This is a genomic window from Ruegeria sp. O5 (assembly GCF_056535105.1).
This window is the reverse complement of the sequence record NZ_JBQERN010000025.1, coordinates 1-26,522: the sequence shown is the minus strand read 5'-3', so window position 1 is coordinate 26,522 and position 26,522 is coordinate 1. Positions and strand designations below refer to the sequence as shown.

The 26,522-nt window shown below is 54.5% G+C and carries 27 protein-coding genes and 3 pseudogenes; 9 read left to right on the top strand and 21 right to left on the bottom strand.

Annotated features, from left to right (window positions below; genetic code table 11):
* Positions 1 to 8 precede the first annotated feature (8 nt).
* The gene (locus tag ACR0M3_RS18815) at positions 9 to 1,382 is read right to left on the bottom strand and encodes an ammonium transporter (protein WP_480483611.1); all 1,374 of its coding nucleotides are present in this window, start codon (positions 1,380 to 1,382) and stop codon (positions 9 to 11) included.
* A 340-nt stretch (positions 1,383 to 1,722) separates the two neighbouring features.
* On the opposite strand from ACR0M3_RS18815, the gene ACR0M3_RS18810 reads away from it, so the two are divergent.
* From ACR0M3_RS18810 to ACR0M3_RS18790, 5 genes are read left to right on the top strand one after another with little or no spacing between them, the layout of a single operon-like run.
* Complete coding sequence (locus ACR0M3_RS18810) at positions 1,723 to 2,868, top strand: aminomethyl transferase family protein (RefSeq protein ID WP_480487937.1); 1,146 nt, start codon at positions 1,723 to 1,725, stop codon at positions 2,866 to 2,868.
* Positions 2,869 to 2,923: 55 nt separating this feature from the next.
* Positions 2,924 to 3,520 carry a dimethylamine monooxygenase subunit DmmA family protein gene (locus ACR0M3_RS18805; protein WP_480487939.1) on the top strand — a complete coding sequence of 199 codons (597 nt, stop codon included), beginning with the start codon at positions 2,924 to 2,926 and terminating at the stop codon, positions 3,518 to 3,520.
* The gene (locus ACR0M3_RS18800; RefSeq protein ID WP_480508325.1) at positions 3,517 to 4,479 is read left to right on the top strand and encodes a PDR/VanB family oxidoreductase; all 963 of its coding nucleotides are present in this window, start codon (positions 3,517 to 3,519) and stop codon (positions 4,477 to 4,479) included. The genes ACR0M3_RS18805 and ACR0M3_RS18800 overlap by 4 nt, the downstream gene beginning before the upstream one ends.
* 13 nt (positions 4,480 to 4,492) lie before the next feature.
* On the top strand, positions 4,493 to 5,560 hold the full coding sequence (locus tag ACR0M3_RS18795; RefSeq protein ID WP_480508327.1) for a heme-dependent oxidative N-demethylase family protein: 1,068 nt from the start codon (positions 4,493 to 4,495) through the stop codon (positions 5,558 to 5,560).
* A gap of 28 nt (positions 5,561 to 5,588) precedes the next feature.
* Positions 5,589 to 6,086 carry a GNAT family N-acetyltransferase gene (locus tag ACR0M3_RS18790; RefSeq protein WP_480483606.1) on the top strand — a complete coding sequence of 166 codons (498 nt, stop codon included), beginning with the start codon at positions 5,589 to 5,591 and terminating at the stop codon, positions 6,084 to 6,086.
* Here ACR0M3_RS18790 and ACR0M3_RS18785 read toward each other — a convergent pair.
* The 8 genes and pseudogenes from ACR0M3_RS18785 to ACR0M3_RS18750 all read right to left on the bottom strand — a co-directional run bounded on the left by ACR0M3_RS18785 (position 6,064) and on the right by ACR0M3_RS18750 (position 11,094).
* Positions 6,064 to 6,693: a helix-turn-helix domain-containing protein gene (locus tag ACR0M3_RS18785; protein ID WP_480483605.1), complete on the bottom strand. Its 630-nt coding sequence runs from the start codon at positions 6,691 to 6,693 to the stop codon at positions 6,064 to 6,066. The two genes, ACR0M3_RS18790 and ACR0M3_RS18785, sit on opposite strands and share 23 nt — an antisense overlap.
* Before the next feature lie 238 nt (positions 6,694 to 6,931).
* Positions 6,932 to 7,054 carry a hypothetical protein gene (locus ACR0M3_RS18780; protein WP_480833463.1) on the bottom strand — a complete coding sequence of 41 codons (123 nt, stop codon included), beginning with the start codon at positions 7,052 to 7,054 and terminating at the stop codon, positions 6,932 to 6,934.
* Positions 7,055 to 7,243: 189 nt separating this feature from the next.
* Positions 7,244 to 7,375, bottom strand: a pseudogene (locus tag ACR0M3_RS18775) (IS481 family transposase); the annotation flags it as partial.
* Between the two features lie 270 nt (positions 7,376 to 7,645).
* Positions 7,646 to 8,245, bottom strand: coding sequence for a short chain dehydrogenase (locus tag ACR0M3_RS18770; protein WP_480912138.1), 600 nt, complete (start codon positions 8,243 to 8,245; stop codon positions 7,646 to 7,648).
* Positions 8,242 to 8,604 (bottom strand): MerR family transcriptional regulator, encoded by a 363-nt coding sequence (locus tag ACR0M3_RS18765; protein ID WP_480912135.1) that lies wholly within the window; start codon positions 8,602 to 8,604, stop codon positions 8,242 to 8,244. The genes ACR0M3_RS18770 and ACR0M3_RS18765 overlap by 4 nt, the downstream gene beginning before the upstream one ends.
* Positions 8,605 to 8,788: 184 nt before the next feature.
* Positions 8,789 to 9,499: a transporter substrate-binding domain-containing protein gene (locus ACR0M3_RS18760; protein ID WP_480912132.1), complete on the bottom strand. Its 711-nt coding sequence runs from the start codon at positions 9,497 to 9,499 to the stop codon at positions 8,789 to 8,791.
* Positions 9,496 to 9,861, bottom strand: coding sequence for a MerR family transcriptional regulator (locus ACR0M3_RS18755; RefSeq protein ID WP_480912129.1), 366 nt, complete (start codon positions 9,859 to 9,861; stop codon positions 9,496 to 9,498). The genes ACR0M3_RS18760 and ACR0M3_RS18755 overlap by 4 nt, the downstream gene beginning before the upstream one ends.
* Before the next feature lie 321 nt (positions 9,862 to 10,182).
* Positions 10,183 to 11,094: a PLP-dependent cysteine synthase family protein gene (locus tag ACR0M3_RS18750; RefSeq protein WP_480912126.1), complete on the bottom strand. Its 912-nt coding sequence runs from the start codon at positions 11,092 to 11,094 to the stop codon at positions 10,183 to 10,185.
* A 126-nt stretch (positions 11,095 to 11,220) separates the two neighbouring features.
* Here ACR0M3_RS18750 and ACR0M3_RS18745 point away from each other — a divergent pair, with 126 nt between their 5' ends.
* A complete protein-coding gene (locus tag ACR0M3_RS18745; RefSeq protein WP_480539157.1) occupies positions 11,221 to 11,598 on the top strand; it encodes a winged helix-turn-helix transcriptional regulator in 378 nt (125 codons plus the stop codon).
* Between the two features lie 364 nt (positions 11,599 to 11,962).
* On the opposite strand, the gene ACR0M3_RS18740 is transcribed toward ACR0M3_RS18745, so the two are convergent.
* The 6 genes from ACR0M3_RS18740 to ACR0M3_RS18715 form a co-directional block, all read right to left on the bottom strand.
* Positions 11,963 to 12,640 (bottom strand): aspartate/glutamate racemase family protein, encoded by a 678-nt coding sequence (locus ACR0M3_RS18740; protein ID WP_480483598.1) that lies wholly within the window; start codon positions 12,638 to 12,640, stop codon positions 11,963 to 11,965.
* A gap of 7 nt (positions 12,641 to 12,647) precedes the next feature.
* Positions 12,648 to 13,370 (bottom strand): ABC transporter ATP-binding protein, encoded by a 723-nt coding sequence (locus ACR0M3_RS18735; RefSeq protein ID WP_480487946.1) that lies wholly within the window; start codon positions 13,368 to 13,370, stop codon positions 12,648 to 12,650.
* Positions 13,371 to 13,373: 3 nt separating this feature from the next.
* Entirely contained in the window at positions 13,374 to 14,156 is a 783-nt protein-coding gene (locus ACR0M3_RS18730; RefSeq protein ID WP_480483596.1) for an ABC transporter ATP-binding protein, read from the bottom strand.
* Positions 14,153 to 15,139, bottom strand: a complete 987-nt coding sequence (locus ACR0M3_RS18725; RefSeq protein WP_480912123.1) for a branched-chain amino acid ABC transporter permease — start codon at positions 15,137 to 15,139, stop codon at positions 14,153 to 14,155. Before ACR0M3_RS18725 ends, ACR0M3_RS18730 begins: the two co-directional genes overlap by 4 nt.
* Before the next feature lie 4 nt (positions 15,140 to 15,143).
* Positions 15,144 to 16,013 (bottom strand): branched-chain amino acid ABC transporter permease, encoded by an 870-nt coding sequence (locus ACR0M3_RS18720; protein WP_480483595.1) that lies wholly within the window; start codon positions 16,011 to 16,013, stop codon positions 15,144 to 15,146.
* 97 nt (positions 16,014 to 16,110) lie between these two features.
* Positions 16,111 to 17,298 (bottom strand): ABC transporter substrate-binding protein, encoded by a 1,188-nt coding sequence (locus tag ACR0M3_RS18715; protein WP_480773861.1) that lies wholly within the window; start codon positions 17,296 to 17,298, stop codon positions 16,111 to 16,113.
* 228 nt (positions 17,299 to 17,526) lie between these two features.
* Between ACR0M3_RS18715 and ACR0M3_RS18710 the strand changes: the two genes are divergently transcribed.
* Positions 17,527 to 18,237 carry a GntR family transcriptional regulator gene (locus tag ACR0M3_RS18710; RefSeq protein WP_480912121.1) on the top strand — a complete coding sequence of 237 codons (711 nt, stop codon included), beginning with the start codon at positions 17,527 to 17,529 and terminating at the stop codon, positions 18,235 to 18,237.
* 57 nt (positions 18,238 to 18,294) lie between these two features.
* Here the strand turns inward: ACR0M3_RS18710 and ACR0M3_RS18705 are convergent.
* From ACR0M3_RS18705 to ACR0M3_RS18695, 3 genes and pseudogenes are all read right to left on the bottom strand, one after another.
* Positions 18,295 to 18,973: pseudogene (locus tag ACR0M3_RS18705) on the bottom strand (IS6 family transposase); the annotation flags it as partial.
* Positions 18,974 to 19,502: 529 nt separating this feature from the next.
* Complete coding sequence (locus ACR0M3_RS18700) at positions 19,503 to 20,612, bottom strand: ParB/RepB/Spo0J family partition protein (protein WP_480558978.1); 1,110 nt, start codon at positions 20,610 to 20,612, stop codon at positions 19,503 to 19,505.
* Positions 20,609 to 21,916 (bottom strand): AAA family ATPase, encoded by a 1,308-nt coding sequence (locus ACR0M3_RS18695; RefSeq protein WP_480483587.1) that lies wholly within the window; start codon positions 21,914 to 21,916, stop codon positions 20,609 to 20,611. The genes ACR0M3_RS18700 and ACR0M3_RS18695 overlap by 4 nt, the downstream gene beginning before the upstream one ends.
* A gap of 469 nt (positions 21,917 to 22,385) precedes the next feature.
* Here ACR0M3_RS18695 and ACR0M3_RS18690 point away from each other — a divergent pair, with 469 nt between their 5' ends.
* Complete coding sequence (locus ACR0M3_RS18690; protein WP_480871452.1) at positions 22,386 to 23,069, top strand: DnaA N-terminal domain-containing protein; 684 nt, start codon at positions 22,386 to 22,388, stop codon at positions 23,067 to 23,069.
* 261 nt (positions 23,070 to 23,330) lie between these two features.
* Positions 23,331 to 24,041, top strand: a pseudogene (locus ACR0M3_RS18685) (IS6 family transposase).
* Between the two features lie 104 nt (positions 24,042 to 24,145).
* Here the strand turns inward: ACR0M3_RS18685 and ACR0M3_RS18680 are convergent.
* Genes ACR0M3_RS18680 through ACR0M3_RS18670 form a run of 3 tightly spaced genes read right to left on the bottom strand, consistent with a single transcriptional unit; the run spans position 24,146 to position 26,212 of the window.
* A complete protein-coding gene (locus ACR0M3_RS18680; RefSeq protein ID WP_480912119.1) occupies positions 24,146 to 24,769 on the bottom strand; it encodes a class I SAM-dependent methyltransferase in 624 nt (207 codons plus the stop codon).
* A gap of 9 nt (positions 24,770 to 24,778) precedes the next feature.
* Positions 24,779 to 25,525 (bottom strand): CDP-diacylglycerol--serine O-phosphatidyltransferase, encoded by a 747-nt coding sequence (gene pssA / locus ACR0M3_RS18675; protein ID WP_480773856.1) that lies wholly within the window; start codon positions 25,523 to 25,525, stop codon positions 24,779 to 24,781.
* A 12-nt stretch (positions 25,526 to 25,537) separates the two neighbouring features.
* The gene (locus tag ACR0M3_RS18670; protein WP_480912116.1) at positions 25,538 to 26,212 is read right to left on the bottom strand and encodes a phosphatidylserine decarboxylase; all 675 of its coding nucleotides are present in this window, start codon (positions 26,210 to 26,212) and stop codon (positions 25,538 to 25,540) included.
* Positions 26,213 to 26,522 lie beyond the last annotated feature (310 nt).

Genomic DNA, 26,522 nt, shown 5'->3' with positions numbered 1-26,522 from the left:
CTTCTCCTCTATTTCGCGGCTGCGCCACGGGCGGCCAGCTCTTCTTTGTCAGCCGCGATGATCGCTGCTTTGGCATCTTCGTAGGCATGGTGTTCGGCGTAATCGAGGCCCTGAAGCTCAACCTCTTCCGGTATGCGAAGAACACCGGCAGCAGCTTGCAACTTGGCCACGATCCAACCGGGCATGAAACCCAGCACAAAGAACATTATGACTGCACCGGTGACCTGTCCGACCGGATTGATCGTCGCATATCCTTCGTAAGGCGAAGACGGGACACCCCACAGGACAAACCCAGCAATGATGAGGCCAATGACACCTGAGTACCCGTGCACTGCAACCGCCCCGACAGCATCATCCAGCTTGAACCGGCGTTCGACCCAGTAGTGCAGCTTGTAGACAATCACGACACCGATCGCGCCGATGATCATCGCCTGGATCGGGTGGTACAGGTCATTCCCTGCGGATGCGGTGATAACACCGGCCAGCCCGCCCGAGAACGTCCAGAAGGCATCGCCTTTTGAAACCACATACGCCGCCATCAACCCACCAGACAGAGACATCAGGAAATTGAAGGTAATCGCCGAGAGAGTCGTCGGAGCCAGATAGATGTTTGTTGCCGTCCAGGTCACGCCAGTGATCTGCCCGTCAATCGCCTCGGGAGAGATCACCGGAACGTTGCAGGCAGCGTAGAAACCCCAGAAGCCGGTGTAGATCAGGAAAATCCCGATCGTCAGCATCCACGGATTGTGAGGTGGAATATCCCGAGGCGTTCCGTCCTTAGCAAACTTGCCAAGGCGCGGACCCAGAACCATGATCACACCAAGCGCATACCCCCCCGCGATCGCGTGAATAACGCCGGATGCATAGGCATCATGATACCCCAGAACACGCACCATCCAGCCGGCATAGTGCCAACCCCATGCGGCATCGATGATCCAGAAGACCGACCCGATCAGCACCGCATGTACCCAAAGGGCCGAAGATCTGATCCGCTCGATCACCGAGCCGGAAACGATCGAGGCCGCGGTCCACGAAAACAGCAAGAATGCGGCCCAGAAGACCCCTGTGATTCTGTCGCCAAGGTTGGTGGCCATTGTGTCGGCCCAAGGCAGATTCGCGGCACCCGCTTCTGCATCCAGACCGCCCCAGAACGGAAAGTTCGGAAAGGCCCAATAGATCCACCATCCAAAGAAGAAGAACGTGACCGTCACCAGCGGGATGATCATGATGTTTTTCATCAATGTGTGCATGTGGTTACGCGCTCGGCTGGCGCCGACCTCGTACATGCAAAAGCCCACATGGATGAGGAACATGAAGACGACCGTTACCCAGTAATAAAACTCGGTAAAGACCGTCGTGAGTGCGTTTAGATTACCATCCACTTCGTAGTCTCCCTGTTGTTGCAGCAGGAGGTCCGCCCGCGCAGAATTTCCTGCTGGGAATATTTATCTACTCAGAGGACATTTTCATTTGCGACCTGTCAATAGATATGTGGGGCAAACACCTTTTAGGCCTGTCCGTAACCTAAGCTTTGGCACACCAAAAACGGACCTAAACATCTGACAAACAACTAACAAATTCCCTTCTCAGGAATGTTTTCAGGGTGCAAAAATTGCAGGCAAATATTCCCAGCAGGAAAATTTTCTGCACTCAGGTGTTGATTTTCAATCCAACATCGGCCTCAATGTGGCCAACAAAAACGATCAACGGGAGACCTGAACCATGGCCATTCTTTGGAGGACGTCGGCCCTTGCGCAGCGCCATGCCGAGATCGGCGGCGAGCTTGAGGACTGGAACGGAATGGGGACCGCTTGGTTCTATGACCACAGCCCTGAACGTGCCAAAGCGGACTACGAAGCCATCCGCACCAAAGCTGGTCTTATGGATGTATCCGGCCTGAAAAAGGTTCATGTGGTTGGCGAGGATGCCGCCTATGTTATTGATCGCGTCACCACGCGGAATGTGGAAAAAATCATGCCGGGCCGATCGACCTATGCCTCGATCCTGAATGCTGAAGGCAAGTTTGTTGATGACTGCATCATCTATCGTCTGTCGGTGAACACATGGTTGGTGGTGCATGGCACCGGAACAGGTATGGAGCAGCTGACATCCGTGGCGGCAGGCAAGAACTGCTCGGTCATTTTTGACGACGACATGCATGATATGTCGCTGCAAGGGCCAGTCGCCGTTGATTTCCTGGCAAAGCATATCCCCGGCATTCGTGACCTGGCTTATTTCGGCATCATGCAGACTAAGCTTTATGGGTGCCCGGTGATGGTTTCGCGGACCGGGTATACCGGTGAGCGTGGGTACGAGATTTTCTGTCAGGCCAAACATGCTGTGCATCTGTGGGACAGCATTCTGGCTGACGGCAAGGACATGGGCATCGTACCAGTCCAGTTCTCGACACTCGATTTGCTGCGCACCGAAAGTTACCTGCTGTTCTATCCGGGCGATAATTCGGAAACCTATCCGTTCGATGGTGAGACATGTGGCGATACGCTGTGGGAACTGGGTCTGGAATTCACTGTCTCGCCCGGCAAGACCGGCTTTATCGGCGCCGAGAACCATTATGCCTCGAAGGGCAAGGAACGGTTCAAGATCTATGGCGTCAAGTTGGAAGGCACGACACCGGCGAATGAGGGCGCGGACCTGCTGCAGAACGGTGAAAAGGTCGGTGTTGTCACCTTTGGCATGTATTCCGAAATCAACGGGCATAACGTGGGTATCGCGCGGATGCCGGTTGCCTGCGCATCGCCCGGAACCAAGCTGACGGTGCGCAACGGAGATGGAACGGAAATAGCGGCGACTGCGGAAGAGATGCCGTTCTACGATCAGGATAAATCGATCAGAACCGCAAAGGGCTGAGTTTCAGGGGGCGCAACGGGCATACCGTGGCGCCCTTTTCCTATTTGAGGGTACAATGTCAAAGTTCGAATTTCCCAAGTCAATCACAAGCCGACCGATCTGGGGCACGCTGGAAGCTCGCAAGGGTGACCATCATCTCATGATCGCCGAAGCCGAAGGCGCAGAAGCCGTTCTCGACATCGCGACGCCTGATCTGATGGCCAAAACGCACCTGATCTATATCCCCAAAGGGACGGACTACTCGGAAAGGTTGCAGGCGCTGAACCCCGCGCAGTTCTACGAAGGACCTTCCTATGCGGCCGCGCTGCAACGCATCCGCCGCGTACTGGAGGACGCGCATATGGGATTGCAGGTCTATCTGAGCGGTACTGAGGGCATGATGGGTCAGGCCATGAACGAGGTGACAGCAGTCGGCCTGCCACACACGGCGATACAGACCGAACATCGCGGTTCGGTTGCACGCCGGATGCAATGCGTGCACTGCAAAGGCATCACCGAAGATGTCGAGGTTGATCCGTTTGTCTGCTCGCATTGCGGGCTGAATCTGTTCGTGCGCGATCACTACTCCCGCCGGCTTGCCGCCTATCAGGGTGTCCGCGTCGACGCCGAAGATCATGGCAACGTGCCCGAGCCGAAAGGGATTTACGAATGAGCGGTGCCGAGAAAATTCAGGTCAAAGTGACCGAAATCACCCCGCTGAATGAACTCGTGACGCGGTTCCGGTTCGAACGCATCGACGGCGGTCAGTTGCCAACATTTTCCGGCGGAGCGCATACAGTTGTCGAAATGAAGGATGGCGGCATCACACGGCTTAATCCTTATTCCCTGATGTCCGACCCGTTTGATCAGTCATCCTATACGATCTCGGTCCGGCGTGATGATGAAGGCAGGGGCGGTTCGTTGTTCATGCACCGTCAGGTCAAGCTGGGTGATGAAATGACCATCAGCTACCCGGTCAACTTGTTCTCGCTTGACTTGCGCGCCCGCAAGCACCTGTTTCTGGCCGGTGGCATTGGCATCACGCCCTTTCTGGCGCAGATCAAGCAACTCGAACTGCTGCACGGGCACTGGGAACTGCATTACGCGTGCCGCAACACGGCATTGGCGTCTTATGCCGAGCAACTGACAGACAGGCATCCGAATGAAACCCATCTGTATTACGACGACCAAAACCAGCAGATTGATCTGAAAAACCTGCTGAGCGGGCAACCCTTGGGAACGCATGTTTATGTCTGCGGTCCCAAGGGCATGATTGATTGGGTGCGCAACACCGCCGCTGCCGAAGGCTGGCCCGAGGATTGCGTCCATTACGAAGAGTTTCTGGCACCGCGACCCGGCAAACCGTTCGAAGTGCGGTTGGCCACATCGGACAAAGTTATTCATGTGGGCGAGAATGAAAGCCTGCTGGAGGCGATCGAACGTGAAGGGGTGGATGCACCGTATCTGTGCCGCGGCGGGGCCTGTGGCCAATGCGAAACCGTTGTGCTGGATCATGATGGCAATTTCGTTCACCGCGACCACTGGCTGACCGATGAGGAAAAGGCAGCGGGCAAGAAAATCATGCCCTGTGTATCGCGTTTCGAGGGCAAGTCCCTCGTGCTGGACCGCTGAGAGGAGGCCCAACATGACCATTCAATTCAACGACGAGTCCTTCCGCGACGATTATACGTTTCATAACTCGGACTGGGCGATAAAACGCTTTCCGTTTCCGTTCCACGAAGACAGCTACATGTATTCGGTCAACATGGAACAGCATCGCGGCGGGCCCGAAGGGTCAGTCTATGAAAAGCGGTTCGATGTGGACGAACATTACGTTTCGGAAATGAAAGACCGCGCCATCGTTCTGGATCAGGACCCGCTGCGTTGCCAGTCTTTGCCACACATGACATTGGCGGGTTGGGACATTCTGGAACTGATTATGGTTTGCAAGTCCGAGGATTACCCGGATCTGTTTGAACTGCACCGCAACGGCAACCAGTGGCGCTGGATCAACAAACCATTGGGGATTGATCACAGCTTTACCTTCATGGATGAAACCACCCTGCCCTGCGGGCCGATGGAATATATCACACGTCAGGCCCAGGGTGACTATGCGGTGCTGGATCAACGTGACGACATGCTGTGGATGGATGCCGGAATGGTGACCACCCAGGCCGACTGGAGCCTGGATTTCGACATTGGCATGAACTTTTTCGAATGGCACGCCCCGGTACCACTGGCCCACGAGATGGGTATCTTTCAGCGTGCGCTGAAATTCTTGCTGAGTATTCAGCAGGGCGCACCCGCACGCCGCCTGAACTGGACCATGACGGTCAACCCGCTTTTGGATACCAGCCCGGAGAACTACCATAAATGGGGTATTCAGAAAACCACACTGACACCGGAGAATATTGGCCAAAAACAACATCTTCGGGTCGAGTTGCAGACATTCTTCCGACTACCGCGTTCAAACGCGCTGTTATTCCCAATCCGCTGTTATCTGTGTAGTTTTCAGGATCTGATGACTGTACCGAAATGGGGTCGTCGCCTGCATCGTGTTGTTCGTGATCTGCCAGTGGAACTGGCAACCTACAAAGGGTTCATCGACAACCGGCCGCTGATGCTGGACTATCTCAGCCAGTTCGACGACGGGTTGCCCACCTCGCCCGGGATCTGGCCGGATCTGGAAACGGAACCCCCCTTGTCAAAGTAAACCGGCAATGTCAGGTGTCTTGGCTGTTATGACTGATCCAGACAGAACACCGTGGCTCATCCCGAGCGATGACTTCGCTCTGTATGACGCTCTGGCGCTGCTGCGCGAGTCCTTTCGGTACATGGATGCTCGGATCGACCCTCCGTCGTCCATCCATCGTCTGAACGTGGACGGAATGCTTGCGCATTGTCAAAGTGGCGGAGAAATCTGGGCCATCGGCCGACCGCTTTTCGCCTGCATGTTTCTAACGCCCAAGCCCGACAGCTTGTACCTTGGAAAGCTGGCAGTGAAGGACGGATTGCGAGGACAGGGTATTTGCCGGTCCTTGGTGGATCATGCTGCAATCCGCGCAGCGCAGCTTGGCCTGCCCGCGCTGGAACTGCAAACGCGCGTGGAGCTCACTGAAAACCATCGCATATTTTCCAGGCTTGGGTTCACGATTGTCAGCACGGGCAGCCATGAGGGGTATGACAGACCCACAGATTTCCTGCTGCGCAAGCCGATCAGTTTGTCTGCGGATAGCTGATCACTGAAAGATAGCGTGCCGGCAGATTGACCAACCGTTCCGGGCCGTGGGGTGCGTCGGCGTCAAAGAACAGGGTATCGCCGGGCTTCAGGGGATAAATCTGGTCCCCGTGGCGATAGTCTACCTCGCCTTCAAGCATGTAAATCGTCTCAATTCCGCCATGTTGGAACGTTGGGAACACATCGGATTCAGCAGTCAGTGTGATCAGGTAAGGTTCCACGATTACACCTGATCCATTGGCGCCGATATGCCCAAGCAGGTTGTACTGATGGTTGGCGCGAGTCCCCTCGCGCTCCAGTTCGACCCCTTCACCAGCTTTCGTATGAACCGCCTCGCGGCGTTCTTCAAACTGACGGAAAAAGCTAGTCAGAGGAACCGAGAGCGCATCCGCCAGCAATTGCAGGGTTGTCAGAGAAGGTGACGTGTTGCCGTTTTCGATCTTCGACAACATGCCGATTGACAACCCAGTTAGCTGAGCCAGGTCTGCAACCGTGATGTTCTGCTGTTTACGAAACGCTCGAACCTCGCGACCAATGGCGACTTCGAGAACTTTTTCCCTGTCACCCGAACGAACCGAATGCGGGTCCTGACTCAGATTTATCGCCATGTCTTTGTCTTTTTTTTTCAATTTCACTCTTTCAACGTCTTGCTACACTTGTCCAATCCGGTTCTGCAACCAGGCGCGGCGCAATAGCCCATCCAATTCGGATCACAATAGCACCAAGCTTTCCTGATAGTAAAATAATCATGCTGACAGAGAATACGAGCACGCTGTCCAATCGCAGGAACCGCTCCGCTGCACGCAGGTGTTTTGCCAAAACGCTGGACTGCCAAGTTTCACTGCATCAATCTGAAATCTCGGCTAAATCGACCCAGCGGTTTTCTTGGGTCGATTTCAGTAATGCGCCACAGAAACGCATTTCGTAGTGACCGTCTTCAAATGTCGCCAGTTGCGTAAAGTGCGACATGCTGCCTGTCGTCAGGGAATTTGGGACAGTTGGCCGCCTGAACTAAGAGAGGATCAGGCTCACCTGGTTGTTTTGATTATGCGGCGGATTCGAGGTGGAGCAAACGCCGGGTTTCGATTGTCTTTTGTTTGGTCCTTCCTCGTTGTCTTAGTATGGTCTGCCCGCGTCCGAAGTAGACATCGGCCGGGGTTAGGTGTTCAGTTTCGGCATCTGGTGGATTGGATTTAGGATGGATCGATCTGGTTTTGATGTCCAGATTTTGCAGATGTATTCATATGGTGCGAGACCGCTGAGCGTCTTCAGTCTGAGGGCAAAGTTGTAGGGGTCAATTGCGGAAGAGTGTGGAATCCAACGCTAAGAAAACAATGACGCCATTGCGGGACGGGGCGAAATGACACTCTGAGCGATTTCGTGTTGCGCGCGCTCACAGCACCTGTATGCCGCAGGGACGGAAATTTCGGCGCCGCGGTGCAGCGCGGAGACCGGCCATTCATCGACTGCGCAGCAATTTTCGGACACCCAATTTACGAGTCGCGGACGAGAGTCCTATTTCGCTGCGGTTGCACCAACGTCCGGTCGCACGACGGGTTTCTAGTCAACGATCACCACCTGCCGTGTGAGAGCACTCTCGACACATTTCGCATATGCCAATCCAACATGATGGGATGAAACCGGTTTGTGGCCGTGAAACCATGCGCCGTAACGTGGCGCGGACACGTCCAACATGCCCGGACTGACAACATTGACTCTCAACCCGCGCGGCATCTCGATTGCAGCGCTCTTTACGAAGCCTGCCAATGCTCCGTTAGCGGTTGCCGCATTTGAACCCATTCTGATCGGATCGCGATCAAGAACACCGCTTGTCAGAGTGAAGGAACCTGCATCCGAAATGACGTCCAGCCCAGCCAGGACAAGGTTCACTTGCGCCATAACCTTTTGCTGAAGACCCACCATGAAGGTCACTTGGGTCATCTGCGGCAACGGGGCAAAGGTCGCGTCGCCTGCACAGGACACCACAGCATCGAAATTGCCGAGGCTTTCATACAGTGATTTCACCGCGTTTAAGTCACTTGAATCGACCCGATGGTCCCCACTTGAACGTCCCACTGTGACGATTTCATGCCTTTGCCGAAGCTCCTTGCAGGCAGCTTGTCCAATATCACCACCTGCTCCGACTACGATAATTCTCATGCCTGATCCTTCAATATCTCATCATAGCGTTTCAGTTTTCGATTTAGGATCACGCGGCATCGGTCCAGATCGGCCTGTCGATCTTCCAGGCGGCGGCTATGTGCCAAAAGGGCAGCTTTGCGCTCAGAGACTTTGCCGTCGCCGGATGCGTAAAGCTCCGCAAAAGCCCGCATTTCTGCCAAAGGCATACCTGTCGAACGAAGGGACGCCAGTAACTCTAACCAGTCGGCATCTGTCTTCGAGAATTTGCGCTTGCCATCCGTGCCGCGTTGGACGAATGGACACAACCCCGATTTCTCATAGAAACGAATTGTTGAAACGCTGAGTCCGGTGCGTTCTGCAACTTCTGAAATCATCATGCGTTCTGATCCTCTCGCCCAAGTCCCTACCTACCTGAAGCTACTTCAGGTCAAGCAACTTCTGCAGAAACTCTCACAAAGCCGCCATTCTCGCATCGCGCAGCTTCGGCCACTCTGGCTCGCTGCAAGGCACTTGGGCGGTATCGGACTTTGCGCGCCGCGGCCAAGGTCAGCTTTCGACGTATCAGGCAGCCACCATATCAACTTCGGCAGCCGAGAAACCAAAAGAAGCGACCATGTTCCGATGTGCATCGGTCCCAAGGAATTGCAAAAGAACTGCATCGACTTCGTTCCGCAGGTCTGTGTCGTTCAAACCAAACGCGAACGACCCGAACGCAGGAGGTTTTTCTGAGTCTGGCACAAGGATCAGTTCCAGGTCCCATTCCGGGTTCTGCTCGATAAATCCACCATGCGCTCGACCCACGCTGGCATAGGCATCGGCGGTGCCTTCACAAACAGCTTGTGCGGCCTCGGCATATGTTTCGAAAATCATGATGCGCTCTGCGCTGACGCCAAATTCAATCGCCGAGCGATGCTGAAACTGGTCCCGGATAACCGCCAAACGGATATCAGAATTGTCGGCAACCGATCGATATCCGCTCAAACCCATCTGATTGCCCCCAGCCACCAGGAGCCCGTCGGGTAGCGCCCAGATCGGGCGGCTGAACAATGCGCTCTTCCTGCGTTCTTCCGTTCCAAAAAGACCGGTCGTCATGCGCCATCGGCCATCCCCGACCCCGGGCAAGAGTTCAGCAAATTCCGTTTCTACCATTTCAAAACCGGCAATGCCAAGTTGCGCCAATACATACCGCGCGAGTTCAACGTCACAGCCGGTGACGAGGCCTGTTGCATCGATGTAGTTGAACGGCGGTTCGATCAGGTAGGCAAACTTCATGGGTCATCCTCTTTGGTGTCCGGGCCATAGCTGGCGATCTTGATGGCGAGGATACTTTCGCATTTTTCGAGAGTAGCGCGTTTGGCTTTTAGCGTTGACGCGTGGCCCAACAGGATTTGTCGCCGTTCTTCGATACCTGCATCGCCCGCCTTGGCAAGAGTCGTGAACCGACGCATTTGCTTGAGTGGCATGCCGGTTTCGCGCAGCCAATAGAGCAGAGTCAGCCACTCGACCAAACGAGGCGTAAACCGACGATGTCCATCGGTGCCACACTCGATCTCTGGCAGCATTCCCGACTTCTCGTAGAACCTTATAGTATGTGCGGATAGCCCACAGGCTTCCGCCGCTTCAGCAATTCTCATCTTCGCAAATGTTCCTCTGATCTCTGGGTAGCGAGTTAGAGCCACTCTAAGTCAATAGCGACTATTGAAAAGCCGGCATTCGTGCAGAGTGCGGCATCTGTCAAACTGGGCTCTGGGCGGTCATCGAAGGCGGAGCAGCATCTGAATTAAGAGAGATCTGTGGAGCCATCGAGGACGGCCCAAACCAATCTCTCAGCGCAACCCCATACTCTGCGGTCGCTGCCCGAAATTCAGACATTCGCTGCAGGCACGAAAGGTAGGATCACCGCAGGGTCAGCAGCGCGAACAAAGCTGGCATCGACAATTCGTGTTTGAGACCCACTACCGATGCAAGTCTCCGTTCAAGTAGCGCAGACCGGTGTCGATGATCACGGTCACTACGGTTTTGCCCGGTCCAAGTTCCTTGGCCTTTTTCAGGGCCGCCCAGATGTTTGCACCTGACGTCACACCGCCAAGCAAACCTTCCTGGCCAGCGAGCGCCCGGGCCCCCCTATAGGCGTCTTCATCCTTCACTGGAATAACATCATCAATGAGGTCCCTGCGCAGGATCTTCGGCACGAAGGATAAGCCTATCCCCTCGAGCTTGTGCGTACCACTGGTGTCACCTCCTGAGAGGTTGCGCACGTAGTAGGGCTCCACGGCGACAATTTCGGTGTTGGGATTGTGCGTCTTCAAGACCTCGGCATTGCCCGAAATGCAACCGCCACCGCCCGCAGCCATGACGAAGGCATGTACGGGAGTGTTTACTTGGCTCAGAATTTCCTGAGCCATATCGTGATACCCCAGCTTGTTATCTATGTTGTTCACCTGATCCGGCCAAAACGTGCCTGGTTCACCGGCCAGTTCTTTTGCGCGCACGATCATCCGGTCGAGTACATCCGCAGTCAGCACGCCGCCCTCAGCGTGGACAATTTCCACTTCCGCGCCGAACGCTCTCATCGTTTGTAGCTTTTCCTCGGAGAACCCGTTTGAAGACACAAAGTAGGCCTTATACCCGCGAGTGGCACAGACCATCGCCAGCGAGCTTCCGGTGCTGCCACCAGTGTACTCGACAACGCGCCCACCGGGCTTCAACTCTCCGCGCCGTTCGGCCCCTTCGATCATCGACAAGGCCATGCGGTCTTTCATACTGCCCGTTGGGTTGGCCCCTTCCCACTTCACATAGATGTCGGCGTGATCGGGTCCTGTCAGATGGGACAGTTTGATGAGTGGGGTATTGCCGATGGTGGTCATTTTGGAGCCTTTCGCGGACTGTCATCACCAGCGGCTTCCATAAATTAAGTCACAATCCGAGTCAAACTTCCATTTTTTAAGTAACTGCACTAAGTTCAACAAATTGACAGCTAACATGAGGACGGAATGACCCAAACAGAGCATGAGTTTCGTTCCCGATGCTCGATTGCGCGCAGCCTTGAGATCCTTGGTGACAAATGGACCCTGCTGGTGGTGCGAGACCTGTTGTGGCACGGAAAACATACATTCCAGGAATTGCAGAACAGTGAGGAACACCTGCCCCCAAACCTTCTGTCTCAACGACTAAAGCGGTTGATGGAGTGGGGGCTTGTGGAGCGGGAGGCCTATCAGGTCAGGCCTGTGCGCTATCGTTACATGCTTACCGACCGGGGGCGAGCGTTAGAGCCAACCTTGTTGGGGATCATGAACTGGGGGCACTTGCACTTAGGGGGAGGACTGTTCGACCCAACGCTTGGCAAGACAGTGGCTGGAAGATCGGTCTGAGTTTCCAGACACGTTCGTTCTGGGTTCGTAGCAGACCTGGGAGCATGCGCGTCAACTAGATTCCAGAGTTTGCGACACATCCTCGGCATGTCCGAAGCAGAATACCAACGGCTTCGCGATCTGACCAGCGAATGGCGTTTCGGCAACAACTATCTGCTGACGATCCTCCTGGAACACTTAGACGATGTTGTGGACAGGAGGCTTGGAGCACCGTGATGGCGGACTTCATCGAGGAATACGGTCAGCCGGAAAGCGGCAGATTGCGTTAGCTGACGATGAGGCCCGGCCGATAGTGTTGAAAAACTCTGATTTTGCCCAAAAGTGGTGGAATAGTTGGCCGTAGAGAGCAAGTCGAAGACCCCGGCTAGGCGTAAGAACACAGCTTCGACGTCGTCAATCTGGATTTGACCAAGGCTTCGGCAAAGGTGACGGCACAGGCAACACCATCAACAACTGGTAAACCAAACTCCTCGGATAATTGTGACATCAAGTCTGTCATTCCGGCACAACCCAGAACGATGGCTTCAGCTTTGTCCTCGTCAATGGCGGCGCGAATTTCAGCCCGTATCTTATCTATTGTCGCCGGATCGTTTTCCTCAAGCTTCAGAACCGGCACGTCCGATGCCCGAACCCGGGCACATCTGCGATCCAGGCCATATTTCAGCAAATTGGTTTCCAACCCAGCCAGAGATCGGGACAGCGTAGTAATGACGCTGAATTTTGGACTGATCATGGAGGCCGCGTGATAGGCGGCCTCACCAACACCAACGACCGGAGCCGAGGTGATGCAACGTACAGCGTCGACGCCTGTGTCATCGAAACAGGCCACTACGATGCCATCCACATCCGGATGCTGCTTGACCACATCCAACAAGCCCGGAACACAAGTAGAGACATCCAGATAGCCCTGTATGCTGGCGGGACCGTCTTGCGAAGTGGCAGCAATAATCATGGTTTCAGGATGCGCAGCCGCCCGCGCTGCCTCTTCTATCTTTCGCGTCATGGAACTGGTGGTGTTGGGATTGACGACTAGAAGTTTCACAACGTCCTCACATTTCTCCGCCCAGATAGGCGGCTTTGATCCGGGGATCAGTCAACAGCTCTTTGGAATTGCCCGAGATCACCACATTTCCAGTGGTTAGTGCATAGGCGCGGTGCGAAATCGAAAGCGCCATGCGCGAGTTCTGTTCCACCAGCAGCACAGACACACCTTCGTCCCGGTTGATAGCTACAATAGACCGCGCAATGTCTTGCACCAGCTTGGGCGCAATTCCCAACGACGGCTCATCCAGCAACAGAAGGCGTGGCTTTGCCATCAGAGCGCGCCCGATCACCATCATCTGCTGCTCGCCACCCGACAAGGTTCCTGCCGACTGGCTGTAGCGCTCTTTCAGGCGCGGAAACCGTTCCAGAACCGAATCCAGAGTGCGCTGAACATCCGCTTTGTCCGAGCGGGTAAACGCCCCCATGAGAAGATTGTCTTTTACCGACATGTACGGGAAGACGCGCCGCCCTTCGGGCACCATAGCGATGCCTTTCGAGACGATCTCGGCCGGGTTGGTTCCGGCAATCTGTTCGCCCTCGAACGCGACCGAACCGGATTTGATCTTCGCCAGCCCAGTGATCGCCCGCAGGATCGAGCTTTTGCCTGCCCCATTGGCACCGATCAAAGCAACCGTTTCGCCTTGCTCAAGATCAATCGATACCCCTTTAAGGGCATAGACGTGATCGTAGTAAAGCTCGACATCCTTGAAATCTAACATCTTGGTCATGGCTCAGATCCCAATCTCGTCGTCGGCGCTGCCCAGATAGGCTTCGATAACTTTTTCGTTGTTCTGGATTTCTACCGGTGTGCCCTCGGCGATCATCTCACCGAAATTCAGCACGACGATCCGGTCCGAGATATTCATCACCGCAGGCATGTCATGTTCTACCAGTAGAACGGTCACCCCCCGGTCATCTCGCACCTTGCGCACCAGATTGACCATTTTCATGGTCTCGTCATGGTTCATCCCGGCGAAGGGTTCATCCAGCAGCAACACCTTGGGATCGGTTGCCAGACCAATCGCGATCCCCAACGCCCGCAGGTTGCCCTGTGGCAGGTTTGAGGCCTGTTCGTTTGCAATCTCGGTCATGCCGAGGAATTCGATCAGATCGTCGGCATATTGCCCGAAGCTGTCGACATCTTCATGCGCCGTTTTTGTGCCCCAGAAATACCCGGCCAACGAAGCACGGGCCCGTAAGTGCTGAGCGACAATGATGCTTTCGCGCACTGTCATGGATTTGAAGATCGTCGTTTCCTGAAACGTACGGACAACGCCCCTGCGGGCCACTGCGTGTGGTTTCAGGTTTGAAATTCTCTCGCCCTTGAACAGCACCTCTCCGGTCGTGGTCGGCAGGAAGGATGAGATCATCTTGAACAGCGTGCTTTTGCCCGCACCGTTCGGTCCGATCACCGACAGGATCTCGTTTTCATTGACGTTGAACGAGATGTTGCTGTTCGCGGTCAGGCCACCGAATTTCTTGGTGACATGGCGGACTTCCAGAAGATGGCTCATTTGTCCTCTCCTTTCTTGCCAGGCAGACGCAGGCTGAGCAGCCCGTTGGGCAGGAACAGCATCAGGATGATCAGCAAGCTGGAATAGGCCAGCAGCTGGAAACGACCCAACTCGAACAACAGGTCCCAGCCAAAATACAGGACCAGCGTGCCCAACATCGGGCCAAACACATATCCCAGACCACCGAGGAAGCAATTCAGCATGAAGTTCACACTGTCGGCGACCTGAAAGCTGGACGGATAAACCGATTGCGCGATCGATCCGAACATCGCACCGCCAATGCCGCCCAGAAAGGACGAGATGGCAAAGACGATGACCCGGATATACGAGATGTTCACACCTATGGAGCTGGCCAGTTCCTCATTCTGCTGCATCGAGCGGCAAAGGTGGCCAAGGCGCGAATTCACCAGCCGGTACATGGCGGCAAAGGTCAGGACCATCAGAACACAGGCGGTGTAGTAGAAGGCCAGTCTTGGGTTCTCCAGTGTTCCGAAATCGGGTATCAGAGGGATACCCAGGATCGACACCCCGCCCGGAAGCGGGATCGAGGTGATGCCCTTGGCACCATTCGTGACAGGCAAGGCAAGCGCAGTCAGGGTGACGACCTGTGTCAGCACCAGCGAGATCATTGCAAAATACACGCCCCGCAGCCGCAGGATCGGCACACCGATCAGAACCGCCACACCGGCTGCAAAGAGGCCCGCAAGCGGCAGGGACAGCCAGAACGAAATGCCAGCCTTGGTCACCAGAATGGCCGAGACATAAGCTCCGATCAGGGCAAAGGCGCCCTGCCCTATGTTAATGCGGCCGATATAGAAGGTCAGCCAGACACCGGCACTGGCGATCGACAGCAGCGCTACCGAGGTCAGCGTGTAGTACAGGTCAGACCGTCCGGAGGCGGCGACAAAGCTGGGAACCGCGATGAAGATGGCCAGCAGGAAGACCGCCACACCGGCCCATTGGATCATTGAAAATTTTGGCACTGCGTTATCCCCACGGTTTGCCCATCAGGCCCTGCGGGCGGATGGCCAGGAAAATCATCAGCGAGACGAAGATCAGCAGATAGGTGATATCGCCATATTGCGAGAGCACCGCTAAACCGATGGCTTCCATGAAGCCAAGGATGATACCGCCTGCGATTGCGCCGGAAATCACACCTGCGCCGCCGATCATGACCATCATGAAAGCCTTGATTGAGGTCGGTCCGCCCATACCCAGATTGACGCCGGTAATAGTCACGAGCAGACCGCCGACCAGACCAGCCAGCATTGCGCCCAATGCAAATCCAATCATGGAGTAGCGAGCAACATTGACTCCCATCAGTTGGGCAGCGGTTCTGTCCTGCGCCAGCGCACGCAGGGCGCGGCCGGTTTTGGAATACTGCATAAACAGGATGAAAGTGACGATCGACAGAATAGCCAGCACGCAGATCAAAATACGGTCATATGGCATGATCAACTTGAAATCCCAGTTGAAAACCCCGTTGACGATCTTGGGCACACCGCGCTGTTTTTCTCCAAAGACCAGCAGGATGACCGCGTCAAACAGAAACGCCAGTCCCGCCGCCAGCAGCATTGTGCTTTCTTCGCGCGATGACCGTCGTATGACTGGGGCGAACAGAAACCGTTCTATCAGCGCGCCGAGCACGGCCAGAGTGATACAGGACGCCAGCAGCGCAAGGATGAAAGGCCAGCCAAGTTGTCCGTAGAAGGTGTAGGTCACAAAGCCGCCGAGAACGTACATCTGTCCGTGAGCAAAATTCAGTACGTTCATCAGGGCAAAGATCAGCGTCAGACCCAAGGCGATCATCGCATATTGCGCGCCCAGATAGATGCCGTTTGCTAGTATCTGTTCCATGATAGTCCCGCGTTAGGTTCGGGTTTCCCGGGCCGATCATCAGCCCGGGAGTTTGAGTGGCTCGTTAGGCTTTCGCCTTGTCGTGGGGAGTTCTGCCTCAGTCGACTTCAGCGACAAAGAGTGTTTCAAACTGTCCGTCCTGGTAGACATTCACTACCAGCGGGACCGCAATCTGACGCTTTTGTCCGAAGGAGGTTGTTCCGACGTACCGCATTACGGCGTCGCCCTTCATGAAAGGGTTCGGTGCTTCGAACGTGTCCATCGTGGTCTGGAACGCCTTGACGTCGTCAATGCCCGCCGGGTTGGCGTTCAGAGTCGCCAGAATATACTCCAGCGCATAGACCTTGGTATTCGATTCATCGTTATATTCGCCGAACATGTCAGTGTAACGCTTGACGAATTCCTTCATTTCGTCCGATGCGATTTCAGGCGTCGATGCACCGCCGACCGAGATGAACCCGTTGGCCAGATCGCCCGCACCTTCGCGCAGAACCGTCGCATCCTGCGCGGTCTCGGTCGAGATGATGCCCTGATACCCCAGTTCGCGCGCAGACCGGATCAACTGAGGTGCATTGGCCGGCGAGACGCCGGACAGAACCAGCAAATCAGGCTGCGTGCGCATTACAGGCGTCAGAACCGGGGTAAAATCTGTCGTGTCCACCTGATACGTCACGTTGTCAGACACAACTTCAAGACCCAGCGCATTTGCCGCTGCGATCCCTCCATCCCGCTGGCTCAGCGGATCAGACTCGTTGGCAGCAACAAAGGCCACGCTCTTTACGCCTTTTTCGTCGCGCAGGTATTCGTAAATCGCCGGGCCGGATTGATAGTTCGCAACCATGCCCAAAACCGCATTGGACGCCGGAGCGGTATAAAGCTCTTTCGGGAAGGCATATGGGAAATACATAATCCCTTTTGCTTCGGCAACTGGGCGCACGGCGGCTGCGCCGTCATCCACGTTAGGACCAACCACATAGTGGATCCCTTCCTGTGCCATCTTCTCCATGCCTGCGATTGCGCGCTTGGGGTCTTTCTGGTCATCGAACGAGACGATTTCGATGTCGTATGTGGTATCGCCAATCTTGTAGCCCCCGGATTCGTTGATCCAGTCAGCCCGCGCCTCCATCGAGCGCTGGTTCGAGATGCCCCAGGCCGCTGCCGGACCTGAAGTCACACCAACAAAGCCAATCTTAAGAACCGGGTTTTCCGCCCAGGCGGTGGAGCCCAGAACGGATATGGCCATCGCCAGGGCCGCCGATGATTTCATCAGATTTCTGCGTTTCATTGTTTCCTCCCTATTGAGGTTTGGGCGCCTCTTTTGTGCGCTTGCAAAGGTTATTGAGTCACAGGTCGAATCCCGGTGATGTTGTTAAACTCAGCATTGTTAACAATCGATGTCAACATTTTTAATCAACGGCAGTGTTGATATTGTGAACAAATGCTCAATATATTGTCATTCGGAAGCCGTGCGTCTAATAAAAACGAACATGAATTCCAGCCAAATCGGAACAAGATGACAGACGCCCAACAAAAACTCGACACCGTCCAATCTGATCCGGATGAGCAATTGATCGTCGATCGAATTTATTCCGCGGTTATGGAACAGAAGCTGGCTCCACGAACCAAATTGAGTGAACAAACCTTATGTGAGACCTTTGGCGTTGGTCGCATGCGCGTCCGCCGCGCGTTGTTGTTATTGAGCAGCCAAGGCATTGTTGAACTTCATTCCAACCGCGGTGCCTTTATAGCCTGTCCAAGCCCTGACGAAGCTCGAGAGGTTTTTGAGGCCCGCTTGATGATTGAGTCTGGCATCGTACGTACACTAGCACATGAAAACGGCAGCCTGGGAATCGACGCATTACGGACACATGTCAAAGAAGAAGATAAGGCTCGGGCAGCTAATGATCGAACCGAGATTATTCGGCTCTCAGGTGAGTTTCATGTGGAGCTGGCCAAATGCCACAACAATACGGTACTCACACGCATTGTCCGCGAGCTGGTAACCCGGTCGTCTCTGATCGTGGCGCTGTTCGGAACCAACAAGGACTCATCTTGCCCCGATGATGAGCACGCGTCGATCATCAATGCGATCGCGAGTGGTGACCCGCAAGCTGCGGTAGACAGCATCCAACACCACCTTTTTCACGTTAAAAACAGCCTGGATCTGGAAAAAACCCAAAAGGTTGAACCCGATCTGGCCAAGATACTCACCGGGCGCATGTAATTGGATCTGTTGCAAACTTTTGGAATGGCCAGAGTAGCGAATAACCGGACACACCTTTCCTGCGATCTCTGCAAATAGCTGAAATCCCGACGTCGTAGCGTTGGGGAACAGCTGCTTTCGGATCATGTTTGCGACCTCGATGCCGTCCAGACTAGCCGATGCGGACCCGAACGATTTGAACCCGCACATGTGCCGCACGCGACGCTTGATAAACCGGTGATCCTGCTCGATCAGGTTATTCAAATACTTGACCTGACTGTTTGAATTTTGTCGAGGCAACCAAACCGATTAAAGATTTTGTTCACCTCTCGAATGCCCGCTGCGTTGTTTCCGCTTTTGTCGATGACGATCTTGCTCGGGATTCCATTTGAAGACAGCGCTTTGGCAAAGAACCTAGCTGCCGCTGGACGGTTCCTCCGCTCAGACAGCATAAAATCAAGGGTATCTGCTGCCTTGTCGACAGCCCTGTAAAGGTACATCCAATTGCTGCGAACACGAACATATGTCTCGTCCATGCGCCAAGAGCTCGGCGTTGGGCGTTTCTTCGACTGCGATCTTGCTGCGATCATCGGTGAATACCTCACGACCCACCTGATGAGAGCGGCATGGTCCACCTGAACGCCGCGTTCCGCCAGGATTTCTTCTAAGTCCCGATACGACACCGTGTAACGCAGATGGAAGTACACAGCGTACAAAACTGCATCCTTGAGAAATGACAGCCGTTCAATGAGATCATGCTCAAACAACCTGTTCAAAACTGTTCGACGAGTACAAACCTCAGATCACATATGCGCGTCAACCAGACCCCAGAGTTCGCGACACATCTTTTTGGGTGCTAAGCCAGCGCTGTTGGCATATATTGTAGTTTATGCAAGTGGCTAACACTACATGTGCCTCAAATCACAACCGACTGATCTTCGACTGTAAACATCGCAACGATGCCTGCGCACTAGGTAAGTTTGACGTTCGGCGGGTCGGCAGGGCAAGCGCGACGATCCCGGCGCCACCTGTTTTCGACAGGCCGGAGATATATGCCTAAGCAGATTATGTCCATAATCGATATTTTGAGAAACTTCATACTTGGTGTGACAGCAAGCTTTGATATGCCGGTTACCCCGTTCACGCCATGGCCCGCGCCCTCCGGTTCAGCTTGGACAGTGGATGTACCCGACAATGTCACTCAAGGCCCCTACCCTTTGCGCGGCAAAACAAAAAAGGCGCCGAAACCTTTCCGACGCCTTCACCTGACTTGCTAGTTCGTGATCTTACCCGTGGGTAAGATCATCTTCCTCGGGAAGCGCATCGAGCAGCGCGGCAATTGCTGCCTCCAGTTTGCTTCGATCAACGCGGGTAAAATCCAGATCATACCGCACCTCAATCCTTCCACTAGAAGCAGCACATTTCGCGATCCCTGCCCTGCCCGAAACCTGAAAAGTTGTTTTCGCGCGGCGTGGTTTACCTGCACTAGCGGCTTCCGTCTTCTTCGAGGACACAGCTTCTGGCTCACCTAGAAATGACCTCAGAATTGCGACTTCACGCGCGCCATCCCGATCAGGCTCACTCTTCAGTGCCTCGCTTACCTGGCGAACCAGACCTGGCGTCGCGTCAAATTTGCGCTTTAGCTCAACACCCACGTTTCGCGGAATGTCGTTCGGGTGGGTCAGAACTTTGTCCAGCATCAGCAGCAAACTGGCAAAAGACCGGATATAGCTGCGCTTTGTGTAGCTGGCAGATTTGAACAGCGTGGACACCGCCTTGTCGACATCGGGACAGTCATTCGCAGGGTCTTCGGAATATGCACGGGCGAGGGCGCCCATTTCCGCAAATGAGATATCCTTTCGGATCAGGTTCTCGTCGACCATACGCCGATAACTGTTGTCCAGATCACCCGCATCAGAAATCCCCGCTGGAATTCTGGCATAGGTTTCGTCGCCGGTCTCATCGTACAAGGCACGATAGGCAGACAAACGGCGCATGCCCTGGATCAATTCATACAGCCCGTCCGACCTGCGCTCCAGGCGGATCGGGTTGGACAAGCCGATCTCCCTAATCGAGTCCTTAAGTTCATCCAGTTCTGGATCGGGACCGGGTTTGCGATCTCGCGTCAGCTTTTCCGTTACAACGTCGTTCAGCACCACTCGTTCTGTCACCAAACCTTCAGCTCTCAGCCGCACCAGTTCGTGTGCAAGACGATCGTTTTCTGCACGGATGGATTGCTCTGTCGATTGCTGATCACGCAAAGCGTCGGCATTTTCCGAAATTGCAGCGGCCATTGGGCCACGTCGTTTTTCGAAAACTTTATCCGGCACCTTACCAACAGGAATGTCATCCATAGCCGGTAGATCAATATCGAACATTCTCCGCTTGCGGCTCATGCGTCATCCTCCACCTTGTCCCAGGCCGATAGCATTACGCCCCGGAATTCCTCATACACATTGTCGAAAGTTGAGCGGGCACGCCGCCAGGTTTCGCGGGTCATTTCGCGGTAATCCATTTCGTAGACCGAGCTCAGAAAACGTCCAGACTGCTCCACCGCACGGGTCATTTCCACCGGGTGCTGTGCGACGTGCTCGCCAAATACCTTCTTAAAGGCATCAAACATCGCCAGATGCAGCGCATTGCCCGGTTCATACCGCGTCAACAGGAACCGCAACTCACAGAAGGTTTTGGGCAACCCAATCTTACCCGTGGGTAAGGTCTTGTCGAACCCATAGGCCAGATCTTCCAACGCTTCTGCCAATTGGCCGATGAACGATGTGGTCGAGTCATACTCCCAATATCCGGGCCCAGAAGGGATATAAAGCATGTCTGCGGCAAAGACCGCGTTCATAGACTGGTACCCGATTGCGGGCGGACAATCGAACAGGATAAGGTCATAGGCGTCATCCGGAATCTGATCCAGATACCGGGACACCGCCGCAAAGAAGGACCATTCGGGATTCAGGTGCCGGTACTGGGCCGACGCAAATTCAACAAAGGCTGCGTTCGCACAGGAAGGTATCGCATCGATCGTCGACCAGGAGGTCTTCTTGATGAAATCAGCAATTCGCAGATCGCCCAGGCCCATATCTGTTATCGCCGGCGGCAACTCCCGGCGAGGCAGGGCGGTTCCCGATTCTGCAGCGGCGGGGCGGTTATTCATGCGTTCTGTTTCACGAATGAGGTCACGCGCCATGATCCCCCAAACCGTATAATCTTCGGCCACATCCGTCAGCCCCATCGAATGGCTTAGTGTTGCCTGAGGGTCGAAATCCACCACAAGGACCCGATACCCATCCAGGGCGGCTGCATGGGCAAGATGCAGCGCCACGGTCGACTTTCCCGCGCCACCCTTGAAGTTTGCGACAGCCGCACGAATGGCGCGCTTGCCTTCAGGGCGAGGGGGCATCAGTGACTTGCGATTAATCTTGAGCCGTCGCCGAAGCTCGTTCACCTCTTCCAGGCTGAACCAGCGCTGACGCCCGTCGGGCTCAACTTCTCCACCAGGTAGGGAAGGATCGGCTGCAAGCTTTCCGCGAAAGGTTGACTGGTTCACCCGGAAGATCAGTTCGGACACTTCCCAGCTGGAAAACCGGCGGAGCGTTTTCTCCATCTCAGGGCTAAAGGTCTGCTGGCGAATCCACCCCTGCAACTTGAGGGACTGATTGCGCAATGCGTTCAGGTCTTCGTGCGTGTACATGCCTCGGGTCTCTTAGTTTGGAACGTAAATTTCTACTCGTTTCCTATTTACGCTTGATTTGCACTTTACGCAAAAGAAATTATGATGAGAGTACGATCTTACCCACGGGTAAGAAAACAAGGCGTAAAAACACCCGAAGCGATTCGACCGCCCCAGTTGGAACAAAAAGATCAAGACAGCCCTATCCAGCCAGTATTTAGGGGGACGGACCGAAGGAAATAACCACATATAGGGGGACACAAAGACCCAATAAGGGGACACACAGAATGACCCCCATCACCAATATTTCACCAAATTTCTTTTCGGTTTTTGAGTTTGATCTGCGCAAGATCTCGCGATGTTCCAGTCTTGGCTTGACAGAATCGAAGCTTTGGACGCTAATTAGGCCAAGATGACGAAAAGCGTTGGCAAACGGCGCGAGATTGGCGGGACACACCCGCCAGAGGCAGACTGAGCGGTGAGAACGGATATGCAGCTTGCGAAACCGGTCGGGCGAAATGCGCCGGCTTTGAAATATGATATACTATCTGCTCTGACCGTTCATGCGCTGTCAGGCGACAAGCACCGACAACGAAGTATTTTGCGTATCATTTCGTTGATTACGACCCGGTATAACTGGCGCAACAACGAATTATCCATTGGGCGGGAAGAAATTTCGCGCCTGTGGGCAGTGAACGAAAGAACCGTAAAGCGCGAAATGTCCAGATTTCGCACATTAGGTTGGGTAACGGTAAAACGGCCCGCTGCGCGGGGTCGTGTAGCCGTGTACGAGATCGATCTGAAACAAATCCTGATTGACACCGAAGAGGTGTGGTCTGTTATCGGATCGGACTTTCAAGCCCGGATGACTGACGTGCCGGAACCCGAAACGAATGTCGTACCCTTTGCAACCAAACCCAGTACCCCTGACAGCCCAGCTGGGGATGTGTGGTCGCAGGTACAGGCGATTCTACACGGTCGCGATCCGGAACTGTGGGCAAGCTGGTTTCAACATCTGTCCGAAGCTGAAAGGGCAGGGGGGCGTGTTGTCCTTATCGCACCGTCACGATTCATGGCCGATTATATTTCGCAGAAGTGGTCGGCGCGACTTCTGGCCGCCTACAGCCGTATTGATCCCAGCATCAGGACGGTTCGCGTGGACGCAGCTGAGTAACTGTCTTCGGCCTTGTTGCCCAATTGTCGAACGTACGTGATCTCATGTTCGGTCCCATCGAGTAGTTTCCGAACAGTCTTCAAGAAGATCAGCAAAGGTCAATTCAAGCCCATATTCCGTCTTTTTCAGCAGTTCAGCCAACTGGCTGGACAATCGTCCCTCCAGCTTCATGTATGCAGATCTCAGAGAAGTTTGCGAAAGAACCTAACTCGACGGTATTGCCAAGTTGTTCACGTTGAATGATCCAGCTATGTCGCGCTAATGAACATCCCAACGATCATGCCACTCCTGAAAGGTTTTCGCTTTCCTCGTGAGATCATTGCTTACGCGGTCTGGGCTTACCATCGCTTTGGGTTGAGCACAGCTGACGTTGAGGATCTGTTGGCTGCTCGGGGCGTGATCGTAAGCCGGGAAGCAGTTCGGCTATGGGTCAATCGCTTCGGTTGACACTTTGTAGATTGTATCAGACGGGATCGTCCATGGCCGAATGACAAGTGGCACATGGACGAAGTCGTAATCATGATCCGTGGCAACAAACACTGGTTGTGGCGGGCGATCGCCGCAAATTGCGACGTGCTCGACATTCTCGTGCAAACGCGCCGAAATGCTAAAGCTGCAAAGCGTTTTTTCAACGGGCCGGTTGCCAAGTTTGGCGAACCCAGGGTCGTCATCACCGACAAATTGCGCAGCTATATCAAGCCGATCAAAATACTTGCACCAGAGGTTGACCATCATGCCCACAAAGGTCTGAATAACGCCATCGAAGTGTCGCACCAACCAACCCGCAAACGAGAAAAGATCATGGGCCGGTTCAAGTCTGACCTAAAGGCTCAGAGATTTCTGTCTGCGCATGACAAAATCAACCTGGTCTTCCGCCCCAGCCGCTATCAACTCACCGCAAACTCTTACCGCCACGCTCGTTCCGACGCGTTCAACCTCTGGGACGAGTACACTGCGGAAATGACCGCTTGATCCTGTCTTCGCCAATACCTCACATGCTCAGGTCATCAACTTGGCAATACCTGTCATTCTGCTCGGCTTCCTGTTTTAGTAGGCGCTAACTTTTCATTAGACCACTATGCAACCACTGACTTTCTCAAAACCAGAAAGGTCATCATCCCAATCGGTGGTAGGGCTCTTTGCTCTTCGACAGTTAGCGCTTGCTCTTGTAATACCGTGTCGATTTCGAAGTCAGAGTGCCAACCGATTGTGTTAGCAATTGGCGCAAACGCGCGTTCCAAGGTTGCCAGCAGACCTCGCTCTCGTTTGAAATGGTTCGTAATCACCACACTGCCGCCGGGTTTACAGACCCTCACAATTTCCGCCATTACCTTTTCCGGTTCTGGAACGACGGACAGCACATGCATCGCTGCAACCGTATCGAAATGGTTGTCTGGGAAATCAAGCGCGCGGGCATCCATTTGCCTTAGCTCCGCAACGTGGCTCAGGGATAAATCTCTTACCTTGCCGCGTGCTTTTTGCAGCATGTCCTCGCTGAAGTCGATTCCGGTCACCTGAGTCCTGGGTCCGTAATGTTCCAGTGACAGCCCGGTGCCCACGCCAACCTCCAGAACCTTGCCAGGACGTCTGTTGATATAGTCAACCGCATGCTGCCGCCCGACATTGGTGACGGCCCCAAACGTCTTGTCATAGACGGGTGCCCAGCGAGCGTAAGAGGTTTGAACGGCTTTGATGTCCATATCGTATCCTTAACGGTTAGAAGGTGCTTCCCTGTCAATCCACGCCCAGGCGACCATTCCCACATATCCGACACAAAGCGCGATCAGCGTGGCCCAGGCAAAGGTCAGCAGCGCGGCGCCAACAACAGCGACACCGATGAGAAAAAACTTCGCGTTCTCGCGTGAAATCCGCGTGGTTTTAAAAGACCAGGTCGGTATGCGACTGATAAGCAAAAGACCAATGATCACGATGAAGAGGCAAATCAATATACTGGGCAGCGCGGGCGCATCCGCGAAAGCGAAGGACAGATACATTGGCAACATGACCAGCAGCGCCCCTGCAGGGGCCGGAACCCCCTCGAAATAAGCGCTGTCATGTTCGCAGGTCTCGGACTTGCTGCCCACATTGAACCGAGCAAGGCGCATAACGCAGCACACCGCAAAAAACAGCACGGCGAGCCATGCAGCACTGGGTACATCCTGCAAAGCCCAGAAATAGAGAACAAGCGGCGGGGCAACACCGAAGTTCAAGAAATCCGCAAGCGAATCCAGTTCTGCCCCGATTTTGCTGTCACTGCTGAGCAAGCGCGCAATGCGCCCGTCCAACCCATCCAGCACACAAGCGGCTATAATCAACTGCACCGCAAGCTCGTAGTTGCCCTGAACGCCAAATCTGATTGCCGACAGGCCCGCGCAAATGGCTGTTATTGTCAGTGCATTGGGCAGCAAATGAATCAGCGCAAACCCGGTCTCTTCCTGTTCGGATGGTTCTGTCACTGATCCAGCCACCTACTTTTCATTGGGTGTGTGCAAACTGGCAAGGATAGTTTCGCCGGCAATCATCGTTTGCCCGACACGCACCTGCGGCTCCACGCCATCTGGAAGATAAACATCCAGACGGGAACCGAAACGGATCAATCCAAATCGCTCTCCGGTTTGAAGCGCGTTGCCAGGTTTCACAAAGCAGACGATCCGTCTGGCCACTAGGCCGGCAATCTGGACCACAGCCAGGTCCTGACCATTCCTCATTCGAATACGCAGGCTGTTGCGCTCGTTATCGGCACTGGCCTTATCTAGGGATGCGTTGAAAAATTTGCCGGGGCGGTAGGCAACGGCGGTGATCTCACCTTCAATGGGCGTGCGGTTCACATGGCAATTGAAGACGCTCATGAATACACTGACACGAGTGAGGGGCGTGTTTGGCATCCCAAGCTCACTCGGCGGCACTGCCGCTTCGATTAGCGAAACCACCCCATCCGCCGGGCTGACAATCAAGCCTTCCCCTGTCGGTGATACGCGTTCGGGGTCGCGAAAGAAATAGTAGCACCAGACCGTAAGGCCGACGCCAATCCAGCCCAGAATGTCGGACAGGAGAAACAGACCGACCGTGATGGCGGCAAAGATCGCGACAAACTGAATGCCTTCAGGGTGCATCGGTTTGATGAACGTATCGCGCATGCGCATCGTAAGCTTTCCCCGAGGTCAATTGATGGCACTTTCATAAGTGGATTGCTGGGGAACGCAAGTGTAGCGGGTGCAGACGATTCATTATTTCAGATATCTGATCCAAAGGGCTTGATCGTCTGAATCTCCGCGCACTTCGGTAACTTCAGCTGGGTTGAGGCCAAATTCCGTAACCAAGTCTTCGACCTGACCCGATTGGAAGCTATCGAGGCTTCGTACTGAGCCTCCCCAACTGAACTGGTCCACCGCTATGTTTAGGAAACGGAGGACCACGAATGGCAAACAAGCGACCGAAGCCCGAAGAGATTGT